Annotated in this window: 11 protein-coding genes; 1 reads left to right on the top strand and 10 read right to left on the bottom strand. The window is 54.7% G+C overall.

From position 1 onward, the window contains the following. Window positions 1-3 precede the first annotated feature (3 nt). Genes cheY through tar form a run of 5 tightly spaced genes read right to left on the bottom strand, consistent with a single transcriptional unit; the run spans window position 4 to window position 5,644 of the window. Window positions 4-393, bottom strand: a complete 390-nt coding sequence (cheY, locus tag V6940_RS02415) for a chemotaxis response regulator CheY (protein WP_333494692.1) — start codon at window positions 391-393, stop codon at window positions 4-6. A gap of 16 nt (window positions 394-409) precedes the next feature. Then, window positions 410-1,459: a protein-glutamate methylesterase/protein-glutamine glutaminase gene (locus V6940_RS02410; RefSeq protein WP_333494691.1), complete on the bottom strand. Its 1,050-nt coding sequence runs from the start codon at window positions 1,457-1,459 to the stop codon at window positions 410-412. Further along, a complete protein-coding gene (gene cheR / locus V6940_RS02405; protein WP_185667550.1) occupies window positions 1,456-2,322 on the bottom strand; it encodes a protein-glutamate O-methyltransferase CheR in 867 nt (288 codons plus the stop codon). The genes V6940_RS02410 and cheR overlap by 4 nt, the downstream gene beginning before the upstream one ends. 23 nt (window positions 2,323-2,345) lie before the next feature. After that, window positions 2,346-3,950 carry a methyl-accepting chemotaxis protein gene (locus V6940_RS02400; RefSeq protein ID WP_333494690.1) on the bottom strand — a complete coding sequence of 535 codons (1,605 nt, stop codon included), beginning with the start codon at window positions 3,948-3,950 and terminating at the stop codon, window positions 2,346-2,348. Window positions 3,951-3,988: 38 nt separating this feature from the next. After that, window positions 3,989-5,644, bottom strand: a complete 1,656-nt coding sequence (gene tar, locus V6940_RS02395) for a methyl-accepting chemotaxis protein II (RefSeq protein ID WP_333494689.1) — start codon at window positions 5,642-5,644, stop codon at window positions 3,989-3,991. A 261-nt stretch (window positions 5,645-5,905) separates the two neighbouring features. Between tar and V6940_RS02390 the strand changes: the two genes are divergently transcribed. Then, entirely contained in the window at window positions 5,906-7,168 is a 1,263-nt protein-coding gene (locus V6940_RS02390) for a dicarboxylate/amino acid:cation symporter (RefSeq protein ID WP_333494688.1), read from the top strand. Between the two features lie 247 nt (window positions 7,169-7,415). On the opposite strand, the gene V6940_RS02385 is transcribed toward V6940_RS02390, so the two are convergent. The 5 genes from V6940_RS02385 to motA all read right to left on the bottom strand — a co-directional run bounded on the left by V6940_RS02385 (window position 7,416) and on the right by motA (window position 13,761). Then, window positions 7,416-8,564: a porin gene (locus V6940_RS02385; protein ID WP_333494998.1), complete on the bottom strand. Its 1,149-nt coding sequence runs from the start codon at window positions 8,562-8,564 to the stop codon at window positions 7,416-7,418. Window positions 8,565-9,380: 816 nt separating this feature from the next. Beyond that, window positions 9,381-9,884, bottom strand: coding sequence for a chemotaxis protein CheW (cheW, locus tag V6940_RS02380; protein ID WP_035895231.1), 504 nt, complete (start codon window positions 9,882-9,884; stop codon window positions 9,381-9,383). Window positions 9,885-9,906: 22 nt separating this feature from the next. Then, window positions 9,907-11,940 (bottom strand): chemotaxis protein CheA, encoded by a 2,034-nt coding sequence (gene cheA, locus V6940_RS02375; protein ID WP_333494687.1) that lies wholly within the window; start codon window positions 11,938-11,940, stop codon window positions 9,907-9,909. A gap of 4 nt (window positions 11,941-11,944) precedes the next feature. After that, a complete protein-coding gene (gene motB, locus V6940_RS02370; protein ID WP_333494686.1) occupies window positions 11,945-12,871 on the bottom strand; it encodes a flagellar motor protein MotB in 927 nt (308 codons plus the stop codon). Beyond that, window positions 12,868-13,761 carry a flagellar motor stator protein MotA gene (gene motA / locus V6940_RS02365; protein WP_185667544.1) on the bottom strand — a complete coding sequence of 298 codons (894 nt, stop codon included), beginning with the start codon at window positions 13,759-13,761 and terminating at the stop codon, window positions 12,868-12,870. The genes motB and motA overlap by 4 nt, the downstream gene beginning before the upstream one ends. Window positions 13,762-13,826 lie beyond the last annotated feature (65 nt).

Here is a 13,826-nt window from a genome sequence, read left to right as displayed (position 1 = left end):
ACCTCACATGCCCAGTTTCTCGAAGATTTTGTTCAACTTCTCTTCCAGGGTCGCGGCGGTAAACGGCTTCACCACGTATCCGCTGGCCCCAGCCTGTGCGGCGGCAATAATGTTCTCTTTCTTCGCTTCCGCCGTTACCATCAGCACCGGCATCGACGCCATGGCGCCGTTAGCGCGAATAGTTTTCAGCAGCTCGAGGCCGTCCATGTTTGGCATGTTCCAGTCAGAGATAACAAAGCCAAAACCGCCGGTCTGCAGTTTATTCATCGCATCTACGCCGTCTTCTGCTTCTTCAACGTTGTTAAATCCCAGCTCTTTTAACAGGTTGCGCACGATGCGACGCATGGTGGAAAAGTCATCCACAACCAAAAACTTAAGCTCTTTATCCGCCATAAAATAATTCTCCTGATCAAATACGTATTGCCTGTCCGGCACTGATTTTTGCCAGCATCTGCTGGCTTACCTGGCTAAGATCGACCACTTCGCTGACGCCACCGGTATTGATGGCCTCACGCGGCATGCCGAACACCACACAACTGGCTTCATTCTGCGCGATGGTCCAGGCTCCCGCCTGATACATCGCGTGCATCCCGGCCGCACCGTCGTTGCCCATACCGGTGAGGATCACCCCCACGGCATTGCGCCCCGCGTGCTTCGCAACCGAATGAAACAGCACATCAACCGACGGGCGATGGCGATTAACCGGCGGCCCGTCGTGAATTTTGATTTGATAGTTGGCCCCGCTGCGCGCGAGCTCCATATGTTTGTCACCCGGCGCAATATAGGCGTGGCCCGGCAGCACGCGCTCGCCGTCTTCCGCCTCTTTCACCGTTATCTGGCACAGCTTGTTGAGCCGCTCGGCAAACGAACGGGTAAAGCCCGGCGGCATATGCTGGGTTATCAGCAGCGCGGGGCTGGAGAGCGGCAGCGGCTGAAGCACGTGGCGAATCGCCTCGGTACCGCCGGTCGACGCACCAATGGCAATCAGTTTCTCGGAGCTGAGCAGCGGACCGGCTTTGAGCGCCACCGGTGCGGGCATAGGCTTATGGGCGCTGATGCGTGCGCGCGAGGCGGCACGCACTTTCTCGGCGATGGTTTCGCTGTAGGCCAGCATCCCTTCACGAATCCCGAGCTGCGGTTTGGTGACAAAGTCCACCGCCCCCAGCTCCAGCGCCCGCAACGTGACTTCCGAACCTTTTCCGGTCAGTGATGACACCATCACCACCGGCATCGGGCGCAGGCGCATCAGCTTTTCAAGAAAGTCGAGGCCGTCCATACGCGGCATTTCGACGTCCAGCGTTAGTACGTCAGGATTAAATTTTTTTATCAGGTCGCGAGCTACCAGCGGATCCGGCGCAGTGGCAACCATCTCCATGTCATCATGCTCGTTGATAATTTCCGTCATGATCTGCCGCATCAGCGCCGAATCATCTACGGAGAGGACCCTTATTTTTTTCATGTTCTTCCCTTACTTAACGCATAGACCGTTTGTCCGCGCAGGCTGAACTCACGTGCCAGGTGGCTGAAGTTTTCGGAATGTCCGGCAAACAGCAGGCCGTCCGGCTTCAGCAGCGGCACAAAGCGTTTGAGGATCTCCTGCTGCGTGGTTTTATCGAAGTAGATCATCACGTTGCGACAGAAGATCGCATCAAACGGCCCCGGCACCTGGTAGTGGGCATTCAGCAAGTTCAGCGTGGAAAAATCCACGTAGTTCGCCAGTTCGGCACGCACGCGCACCAGGCCTGAATGCGGCCCGGTTCCACGCATGAAATAGCGCTGAAGCTGCTGCTGGGAGAGCGTTTTCAGCTCGTCCATGCGGTAAATTCCGCTCTGCGCCTTTTCCAGTACTTCAGTATCGATGTCGCTGGCATAGACCTTCCAGCGCCCCGGCGCGGTACCCAGCGTATCAGCGAGGGTAATCGCGATGGAGTAAGGTTCTTCCCCCGTTGAAGCCGCCGCGCTCCACACCCGGTATTCACCCTGCCGACGCGCGGCGTGTTCCGCCAGCGTCGGGAAATGGTGCGCCTCACGGAAAAACGCCGTCAGGTTGGTGGTCAACGAGTTAATAAACGCCTGCCACTCCGGACTGTCGCCGTTGGCCTCCAGTAGACTAAGGTAGTGACCAAAGTCGTCGAGGTTCAGCGTACGTAAACGCCGCACCAGGCGGTTGTAAACCATGTCACGCTTGTGATCGGCCAGCACGATACCGGCGCGCTGGTAGATCAGTTGACAGATCCGACGGAATTGACCATCGGTAAGCGTCAGGCGCTGTGTCAGTTGACTCAATAATTGCGATTGCCCATTTGGCAGAGATACAGTCATAGCGCCTTCTTACATCACATCATTCAGGAAACTGCGGGTACCGCGGTCAGCTCTACGCTTTCGCGCGGGGCCGCCGCTTTCACTTCTTCCAGGGCAAATACCGAAACCACGTTGGTTAAGCGATCGGCCTGGTCGGCAAGCTGCTGCGTCGCCGCTGCGCCCTCTTCAACCAACGAGGCGTTCTGCTGGGTGACCTGATCCATCTGCGTCACCGCCTGCGCAACCTGCTCAATGCCGCGACGCTGTTCGTCAGAGGCGGAGGCAATTTCACCCATAATGTCGTTCACGCGGGTGACCGACTGCACAATCTCGGTCATGGTATTGGCGGAGGTTTCCACCAGCGCGGACCCTTCCTGTACGCGGGCCACCGACTCTTCAATCAGCCCTTTGATCTCTTTCGCCGCCTGCGCGCTGCGGCTGGCCAGGTTTCGGACTTCCCCCGCGACCACGGCAAACCCACGCCCCTGTTCGCCCGCACGCGCGGCTTCCACCGCGGCGTTCAGCGCCAGAATATTGGTCTGGAAAGCAATGCCGTCAATCACGCTGATAATATCGCTGATCTTGCGTGAACTGGTGGCGATGTTGTGCATCGTACGGGCCACATGAGAAGCCTGCTCGCCGCCGCGTTTTGCCGTATCTGCCGCGCCGTGCGCCAGATGGGAAGCCTGACGGGCGTTATCGGCGTTCTGGCTAACGGTGGCGGTCAGTTGCTCCATGCTGGCGGCAGTTTGCGCCAGGGAAGCGGCCTGCTGTTCAGTACGTGAAGAGAGATCGTTGTTGCCTGCGGCAATTTCCGAAATCCCGGTATGCATCGCATAACTGCCTTCCCGCACCTGTCCGACGGTGTCGCGCAGCGATTGCTGCATCGTTTTCAGACCAGCAAAAATGGCGCTGATTTCATTTTTACCGTAGACAGAAATCGGCCGCGCCAGATTGCCGTGGGCGATATTGTCAAAGTGACGGCTGATGATATCCATTGGCTTGACCACCATATGGCGAACCCACCACAGCGCGCCGACAGTGATCAATACCGAAATGATCACCATACCAATAAAGGTAATGGTCGAACGCTGGTAGTCGCTCTGACTTTCGCGTTCAGCGGAAGCCACGTAGTTCTCGATATTTTTGCGCCAGCTTTCGTAGTCGTTATCAAACTGGTCCTGCGATTTTTGTACCGGTGCCGCCACAAACTCTGCCAGTTGGTTGTTCTCAAGCCAGGCCGTCTGATGAGCTAACATTTCATGCCAGGCGGTGAAGGTTTTCGCCGTCTGCGCCTGCAGTTCTTTGTCGTGTTCGCCCATCAACGGCAGCGCCATAAACCCCTGAAACAGCGCGTCGGCCTGTGACAAATTCTGCTTCACATCATCGACAATGCTGCGCACTTCATCCGGCGGGTAGCTCAGCGCGGTCAGCGTACCGGCCTTGTTGAGCATGGTGCTGGCCTGCAGCATCGCGGCGCGAGACTCGGTCAAGGTGTTCAGCTGCTGGCTGCTCTGGTCTATCTGATTAATATTGCTTTGCCCATCGCGAAAAGCCCAAAAAGAGAGTCCGTTACTGCCAATCTGCAAAATGCCGCAGAGAATCAAAATCAGAAACAACGTGGTAGAGATTCGAATACGATAAAGCATCACCACACTCCTAAAGGCGGCAAAGACCGCGGATAAAATTAAAAGGTTTCCCAGTTACTGTCGGCAGCCCGTTCACCACTCGACGCGAGGCGTTTCGCCGCTATCGGGGCCGGGGCAGTTTTTGTCGCATGCTGTGCGGACGCGACGTTAAGGCGGAAAGCCGCAACGGCCTGATTCAGACGTTCGGCCTGGTCTTCCAGCGCGGCGGCGGCCGTTGCCGACTCTTCCACCAGCGCGGCGTTTTGTTGGGTGACGCTGTCCATTTCTGCGACGGCAATCGCCACCTGGTCGATCCCACGGCTCTGTTCATCGGAGGCCGAGGCGATTTCGCCCATAATGTCAGTCACGCGGGTGACCGCATTGACGATATCGGTCATGGTTTCCCCCGCGCTTTCTACCAGCACAGAACCGGTATCGACCCGTGAGACGGAATCTTCAATTAATGCTTTGATCTCTTTTGCCGCCTGCGCGCTGCGGCTTGCCAGATTGCGCACCTCGCCGGCCACCACCGCAAAGCCACGCCCCTGCTCACCGGCGCGCGCCGCTTCAACGGCAGCGTTCAGCGCCAGAATATTGGTCTGGAAAGCAATACCGTCGATAACGCCGGTAATATCGGAGATTTTCTGCGAACTGGCAGCGATTTCATGCATGGTATTCACCACGCCGTTCACTACGTTGCCGCCGCGCTGGGCGGTTTCAGAGGCGCTTTGTGCCAGATGTGATGCCTGACGGGCGTTTTCAGCATTCTGCTTCACGGTTGCCGTCAGCTGTTCCATGCTGGCCGCCGTCTCTTCGAGCGACGCCGACTGTTGTTCGGTGCGCGCCGAGAGATCGTTATTCCCCGCCGCAATTTCGCTGGTGCCGTGGTAAATCGCTTCAGCGCCCGAACGAACGTGAGTGACGGTATCGATCAGCGAAGCCTGCATGTGATTCACGGTGTCGGCCAGTTCAGTGATTTCGTTACGCCCACGAAGTGAAAGCGTTGGGGTCAGGTCACCCGCCGCAATATGGCGGATATGGCCCATCACCGATGCCAGCGGTTTCAGCAGAATGGCGCGAATACCAAACCAGGCACCGACCATCACAACGACCAGCACCACCGCCAGCACCAGCAACTGCCAGCGGGCTATCTGATAGTCGCTGCTACTGGTGGTAAAGGCGTTCTGATAGAGCGCTTCACTTTGACTGGCATATTGGGTCATCGCCTCGCCCAGCGCGTTCTGCATGCCCTGGGTCGGTTGGGCAAAATAGGCATCCATATTGCCCGCTTCAAGGAAGCCGACCAGTTCCTGTAGCGCGGCATAATAATGTTGATATGTTTTCGCCACCTGCTGACTGGCATCGCTCATTGCCGGCAGCGCAGGGGTTTCGCTAAACCGCGCAAAGTGGCCGGCAGCCTGCTCCAGCGTGGCACGGGCATTTTTCAGCAGTTCAGTTTTGGCGCTGCTCTGCTGATTGGCCGCATCCATCATCATCCTCGCCGAGGAGCGGCTGAGGTTGATACGCGTTTGCAGTAAAAGATCCCACGATTTCGTGAGCTCGGTTTGTTGGGTTCGAAGCGTATTAGATAGCGCAAAGCTTTGTTGGTTTTGATGCAACGAGGAGAACAGAAAGCCCCCGGAGACTAACTGCAAAAGTGCGAAGACGACCAGCACCAACATCAGCAGAGTGACAACGCGGATACGGTTTAACATACAGCACCTTCTCTATGACTTGTTACGGCTGTTATCGGCATCCCAAAAAGAAACTTTATGCGGCGGGCGGGTAAAAATCGCGGGGGCAAAACGGGGCTGATGCGAGTCACTGAATAACAACGCTTTTTATAAGATATAAAAAAAAGTTGTAAATCCCCTCATTTTCATACAATTTATGTGGTGAATGATTAATGACATTACATAACTAAAAAAGCATTTTTCATCGCACGACATTTTTGTAATCTGACGGGGTAATTTTTCGTGGCAAACGCAAATAAACTCACGGTTTTTATCGTGATTTTCATGCTGGCAGGCATTCTGACCGGCGCAATGATCCATTCCTATGCATCCGCAACAACGATTCAAGTCTGGTCCAGCAACATCACTCTGCTTACCGATATATTCCTGCGACTAATCAAAATGGTTATCGCACCGCTGGTCTTTAGCACCCTGACGGTCGGGATCATGAAGCTTGGCGAAACCTCCACTATCGGCCGCGTGGGCGGTAAAGCGATGGTCTGGTTTATCAGCTCTTCGGTGCTGTCTATTCTGGTGGGTCTGTTTATCGTTACCCTGCAGCATCCGGGCAGCGGCCTGAATTTGGCCGTGCCAAAAGACGCGGTGGAAACCGGTCTGGCGGTGGGCGGTATGAGCCTGAAAGGCTTCCTTTCCCATACCATTCCGACCAGCATCGTCGGCGCCATGGCGGATAACGAAATTCTGCAGATTGTCGTCTTCTCAATGTTCTTCGGTATCGGCGGCGCGTCGCTGGGTCAGAAGTTCAACGCCCCGCTGGTTGCCGCACTGGACGTGGTTTCCCATATCATGCTGAAAGTGACCGGCTACGTAATGTACGTTGCGCCTCTGGCCATCTTCGCCGCTATCTCTTCGGTAATCGCTACTGAAGGTCTGGGCATTCTGCTTAACTATGCATCGTTTATCGGCGGCTACTATGTGGCGATTCTGCTGACCTGCTGCGTGCTGGTCGCGCTCGGCTATATGGTGCTGAAGAAAGAGGTTTTCCGTCTGCTGAGCATGCTGAAAGATCCGGTACTGGTAGCGTTCACCACCAGCAGCTCCGAAGCGGCCTACCCGAAAACCCTGGAACAGCTGACCAAATTCGGCTGCTCACGCAACATCGTATCGTTCGTTCTGCCAATTGGTTATTCGTTTAACCTGGTCGGTTCGATGGTGTACTGCTCCTTCGCCTCAATGTTTATCGCCCAGGCGTACAACATCCACCTGAGCTTCTCTGAGATTGCCGTGTTGATGCTGACGCTGATGCTGGCTTCTAAAGGTATCGCCGGCGTACCGCGCTCCGCGCTGGTGGTGCTGGCGGCGACCATTCCTAGCTTTAATATTCCGGTGGCGGGCATCCTGCTGCTGATGGGGATTGACCACTTCCTCGATATGGGACGTTCGGCTATTAACGTACTGGGTAACGGCGTAGCGACGGCGATGCTGTCGCAGAACGAAGGCCAGTTCGAGGAAGTTGAGCCAGAGGTTGTGCAGCAGAATATGTAAGGGTTGAGCCTTTCCCGGCGGCGCTTCGCTTGGCCGGGCTACCCTCGAATGTAGCCCGGGCGAACGCAGTGACCCCGGGTTCTGCAGCCAAACAAAAGCCAGACCCCAGGGTCTGGCTAAATCCATCAAAAAACCTTTCACCGTCGCCCCGAAGTCAACTCCCCTCCCCTGACGACCGAAAAGCAATACTCAAGCGCAATGAAAAAAACAGCCCGCCTCACTGGCCAGAGACGGGATAAAACGCGGTTTAGATAAAGATACGCAGACCCACGGCAGCAAGGTGATCGGAAACGTTATACGACTCGTCGGTATTGCCGCTGGCTTTCTCATAGCCGTACTCGATATAAGTCACGGCGTTTTTGCCTAACCAGTAATCCGTACCCAGCGTAGTGGACTGGAAGTGCTGACCGTCCATCGCATCACCGCCTTCGGTCCAGTCAAAGTTGGCGTACACGCTCCACTCAGGGGTAATTTTGAACTGAGAGGCGTATTCCAGGCCGAGAATGGTTTCCTGATCGTTGGTGGCGTTGCTGGTACCGCTGGTCGCCGCGCTGACGTCATCCACTTTGTTGATGTAGTAGGTGACCTGCGCGCCGTTATACCAGGTAAAACCGTCAAGGTTAGCAGTGTATTTAGCATTCATCCCCATTGAGTAGGTATTACCGTCGTAGGATGGGCCGGTAACGGTAGTGACCGGAACGCTGCCGCCCGTCGGGTTACCGTTGCCATCGTAATAAGGCATGTCGCTCGTTGAAGTACCCTGATTCACCGTATAGTTGTTGTACGCCGCGGCGCCGGAAATAGAGAAGCCGTTATCGAAACGATACTGCGCCGCCAGCGCGCCGCCGCCGTGGACGGTTGCCGAGCCGTCATGATAGGCATCGTGCATATCCGGGCCGTCACCATAACCGCTGCCGAAACCAATTTTATCAACGTCGTCGTTACCCTGGCCCATCACGCCCACGGTAAACGCTTTGGTGTTGTAATAATAAATGGCCGCCGAGTTAACGATATCAGTCGACATCCCGGCAGTGTCGTGTTTTGCCTTACCGCCGTAGGCGTAAGTAGTATCAATCCCCAAGCCCCAGTCGGTTGGCGCATATTGTTTACCGAAGGTCACCACGCCGTATTCTTCATTGCCGAGGCCCGCATAGGCTTGGCGGGTATAAACATCGTTGCCCTGATCGTCAGTGGCGGAATCCAGGCCATGCATCCCGGTTTCGTAATACCCGACGGCATAATAGCCTTTGTCGTTAATTTTCTGCCTCAACGCCACGCCAAGACGTGAGTCGTTGTTCTGGATATTATGTTCTACGCTATGCGCGGAGTCGTCTTTGGCATACAGACGAACGGAACCCATAATAGAAATCGCCGTGTCATCACCCTGATATACCATTTCACCTTTGGTCTGCGTTGCCGTATAGGCCGGCGAAGCGAAGTCGCCGCTGGCAGCCAGCGCATAGATTGGCGTCCCTACCGCTGCGGTAATGGCCAGAGCGATAATAGAGGGTTTAATCATTACAGTTTTTACGCGCATAGAAATCCCTTAATCAATATTTAAGATTATGTTTTTGCCACTTTTGAATTTAATAACGGAAAAGAAAGTTTTCTCTCCACGCACAAAATATTAATTGCAGCGAGATTCTATTTTCCACGCAAAATAATAAAAAATAAGATGACGATCACTAAGAATTATTTTCTTTCGACCAATCACATTATGTCTATAATTTTACAAATTAATGAATTAGTAATTCAATCGATTAAGATTTTACTGCAAACATTGATATAAACATGTCAGAATATAAACATGAAACCATTCATTTATATTTAGTGAACATTTAAAAATAACAGAAGATACAAAAAGCGCCGTAATTTTTAACATAAAAATATCATGGCAGGCTAATTTATCGTCATTTTAGATTATTAGCTATCAACCACTGGGAAATTTGAGATAAAGCCACCGCGAAGAATAACACATTAAATATATACGATGGTTATTGGTTTAAATATATCATTCACAATTTAAATGCTTATATTTAATGACTAACCAATATGGTGATAAAAATAAAGCGTGGTTGATCGAGAAATGAGTGTCAGGTATGTATTAAGCGCACAGTTTTTAAATATTCGTGTCGCTCATTTAAAATATTGCGATGCTTCACATTTAAAACAGGGTTCATCGTGTATTGGCGATGAACCCTGTTGCTCTCTATCAAGCCGCGTGGCTTGCGGCACTGTCCAGCAGCGCCATCTCTTCGCTGTTGAGCAGCTTCTCAATGTTCACCAGAATCAGCATACGGTCACCCAGTGCGCCCAGACCGGTCAGGTACTCCGTTGAGAGGGTGACAGCAAACTCCGGCGCCGGACGAATCTGTTCCGCCGCCAGCGACAGCACATCGGAAACGCCATCAACCACAATCCCCACCACTCGCTGACCAAGGTTCAGGACGATCACCACCGTGTTGTCGTTGTACTCCACGTCTTCCTGGCTGAACTTCACGCGCAGGTCAACAATCGGCACAATCACGCCGCGCAGGTTGGTCACGCCTTTTATAAAGGCCGGGGTGTTGGCGATGCGCGTCACCTGATCGTAACCGCGGATCTCCTGCACCTTCAGAATATCGATGCCGTACTCTTCATTGCCCAGCGTAAATACCAGGAATTCTTGCCCAGTCGGTTCACCCGCCAGCTTTGTTACATTCGTCATACCGGTCATGTTGTTCCCTTATTTCTGCGTATCAGGCGGCGGTGCTCGCCAGACGTTTTTCACGGTTGAGCCCCTGCAGTGCAGAGACATCGACAATCAGCGCGACGCTGCCGTCGCCAAGAATGGTAGCCGCCGAGATCCCCGGCACTTTGCGATAGTTGCTTTCGAGGTTCTTCACCACCACCTGGTGCTGGCCAATCAGTTGATCCACCAGCAGCGCGTAGCGACGCCCGGCGCTTTGCAGAATAACGACAATCCCCTGCGTGGCTTCGGTTTTGGCGCCCTGCACGTCGAAGGCTTTCCACAGCTCGACCAGCGGGAGATATTCGCCGCGTACTTCCAGCACCCGTTCACCACCTGCCAGAGGATGCAGATCTTCTTCACGCGGCTGCAGCGACTCCATCACCGCGTTAAGCGGCAGAATAAAGACCTCTTCGCTGACCTTAACCGACATGCCGTCAAGGATGGCCAGCGTCAGCGGCAGCAGAATGCGGATAGTCGTCCCGGTGCCCTGCTTCGACTGGATCTCAACGTGACCGCCCATCTCCTGGATGTTACGTTTCACCACGTCCATGCCCACGCCGCGCCCGGAGACATCGGTCACCTGCTCAGCGGTGGAGAAGCCCGGCGCAAAGATCAGCATGCCAACCTCTTCATCGGTCATGCTTTCATTTACCGCCATTCCTTGCGACATCGCTTTCGCCAGAATGCGCTCGCGGTTCAACCCCGCGCCGTCATCGGTCACTTCGATGCAGATATTACCGCCCTGATGTTCAGCGGAGAGAATCAAGTTACCCACCGCCGATTTACCCGCCGCCAGGCGCGTTTCCGGCAGTTCGATGCCGTGGTCAAGGCTGTTGCGCACGAGGTGCGTTAACGGGTCGATAATGCGTTCAATCAGGCTTTTATCCAGTTCGGTCGAGCTGCCCATCAGCGTCAATTCGACCTGCTTGCCAAGCTTGCCCGCAAGATCGCGAACCAGACGTGGGAAGCGGCTGAAAACGTACTCCATCGGCATCATACGAATCGACATTACCGATTCCTGGAGGTCGCGCGCGTTGCGCTGCAGCTGGCCCATGCTGGTAATCAGATCACCGTGCGATACCGGATCAAGCGCGTTGGAGCGCTGTGCCAGCATCGACTGGGTGATAACCAATTCACCCACCAGGTTAATCAACTGATCGACTTTCTCGACCGCCACGCGAATACTGGTGGACTCGCTGCTGCGGGTCGCCGGTTTTTCTCGCTCAGCGCGCGGTGCGGCAGGGCTTGCAACGGCAACGGGTGTTGCAATCGCAACTTCAATAGGGGCTTGCGGTGCTTCATCCACCTCTTCAGCTACCTCTGCAACTGCAGCTGGTGCGGCAGAGAAGTCGATCTGATCGGCTTCAATGACAAAGCACAGCACGGCGACGAGATCGTCCTCATCCACGCTATCGTCAATCACCGCGCTCAGGCTGTCGGCGGTTTTACTGACCTGGCTTAGGGTCGCCAGATTGCTCAGCTCCTCTTCCAGCATATCCGGCTCGCCCGCCTTCAGGCGTGAGAGCGTGATCTGCTTTTTACCGGCCGTTGCGCTGGCATCGGCAGGCGTCACTGATTCTGCCTGCTGAGGAGCGTTATCCACCACGCTTAAGCGGGCGCTACCCGCCACCGGAGGGACGCTTTCACCTTTTGCTTCCAGCGCCAACTGACGCAGCGCATTGCAGATATATTCGAAGCTGGCAGCGTCCGGTTCGGTGGAGCTTTTATAGGCGTCGAGCTGTTCCTGCATAATATCTTTGGTTTCCAAAAACAGGTTGATAATATCGGTGCTGAGCTGCATTTCACCGCGACGAGCGTCGTCCAGCAGGTTCTCCATCAGGTGCGTCGTTTCCTGCAGCACGGTGAAGCCAAAGGTTCCCGCCCCGCCCTTAATCGAGTGCGCGGCGCGGAAAATAGCATTCAGCTGTTCAGCATCAGGGTCGTCCACCACCAGGTTCAGCAGATGCTGTTCCATATCGGCCAGTAGTTCGTCGGCCTCATCAAAAAATGTCTGATAAAAATCGCTGATATCCATGCTCACGCTATCACCTCGAGTCGGGTTGGGGCGGCGTAGTACCTGCCGCGTCTGAAGCGGTATTCGGCGACTGTAATACGCTTAAAGGTTCATTCTGGCTCTCGGCATTCTCATGGAGAATGGCCTGCTCAGCCTGGTTATTCAGCACCAGCAGGCTGATGCGACGGTTGATCGCATCATTGCCGCCGTGCTCTGACAAGCGCATCGAGTTAGACATCCCGATAACGCGCAATACTTTGCCGTCGTCCAGCCCACCGGCGACCAGTTCGCGACGCGAGGCGTTGGCACGGTCCGCCGACAGCTCCCAGTTGCTGTAACCCCGTTCACCGGAGGCATACGGGTAATCATCCGTATGGCCGGAGAGGCTGACTTTGTTAGGAATTTCATTCAGCACCGGGGCGATAGCGCGCAGAATATCGCGCATGTACGGCTCTACTTCGGCACTGCCGGTTTTAAACATCGGGCGGTTCTGGCTGTCGATAATCTGAATACGCAGCCCTTCCTGCACCAGATCGATTTTCAGATGCGGACGCAGCGCGCGCAGTTTCGGTTCGGCCTCAATCAACTGGTCCAGCTCGCCGCGAATACGCTTGAGACGGTTGGTCTCCATCCGTTTTTTCAGATCATCAATATTGGGCTGTTTCTGCACCTCGCCCTGCTGCTGAGTGACGTCATCGCCACCGCCAGGGATCGGGCTATCGCTGTTCGCCATGCGCGGCCCGCCGGTAATCGCCGTCGCCAGCGGGGTACGGAAATATTCAGCAATCTGAATAAGCTCCTTCGGGCTGGAAATGGAGATAAGCCACATCACCAGAAAGAAGGCCATCATGGCGGTCATAAAATCCGCATAGGCAATTTTCCACGAACCGTGGGCGCTGCCGTGCGACTTATGCTTGCGCCGCTTTACGACGACGATAGGATGCGATTGGTTTTTCATGCGTCCTCGGTGGTGGTCTGCTGCTGGCCTGCCGGGTTACGCACCGCACGGACGTGTTCTTCCAGTTCGATGAACGATGGACGTTCGCTGGTGTAAAGGGTTTTGCGGCCAAACTCGACGGCAATCGGCGGCGCATAGCCGTTGAGGTTCGACAGCAGCGTGATTTTGACGCATTGCATCATTTTAGTCGTTTCCGCGCTCTTTTGGCGCAGCACGCTGGCCAGCGGAGAAACAAAGCCGTAGGCCAGCAGAATGCCGAGGAACGTCCCCACCATCGCATGGGCAATCAGCGCACCCAACTCCGCCGCCGGGCGGTCCGCTGAACCTAATGCGTGAACCACCCCCATAACCGCCGCCACGATACCGAATGCCGGCAGTGAGTCGCCAACCAACGCCAGGCTGTTCGCCGGGACTTCGCATTCGCTTTCATGGGTTTCAATCTCTTCATCCATCAGCGCTTCAATTTCGAAGGTGTTCATATTGCCGCTGATGATCAGACGCAGATAATCGACGATAAATTCCAGCATCACCTTATCAGCCAGAATGCGCGGATAGCTGGCAAAAATTTCGCTCTCTTTTGGGTTTTCAATATCGCGCTCAAGGGAGAACATCCCCTGCTGACGCGACTTCGCCATCAGCCGGTAGAGCAGCGCCAGAAGATCCATATACATCGTTTTGGTGTATTTCGAGCGACGAAACAGCAGCGGCAGCGCCTTAAGCGTGCCTTTGATGGCCTTGCCGTTGTTGCCGACAATAAACGCGCCGACCCCCGCCCCGCCGATAATTATCAGCTCAGCCGGTTGATACAGTGCCCCAAGGTGTCCGCCGGTCATCATATAGCCGCCGAAAACTGTCCCCAAAACAACCAGGTAACCTATTAAGATAAGCACGTTATCATCCTTCCACCGTTGACCATGAGTGGAGACAGACGAGCAATTTCACTCACCGACGGGTA

This window comes from Kluyvera sp. CHPC 1.251, from assembly GCF_036759945.1.
GTDB lineage: Bacteria > Pseudomonadota > Gammaproteobacteria > Enterobacterales > Enterobacteriaceae > Kluyvera > Kluyvera sichuanensis.
The sequence above is the reverse complement of the archived record's forward strand: the minus strand, read 5'-3'. Positions and strand labels throughout refer to the sequence as shown.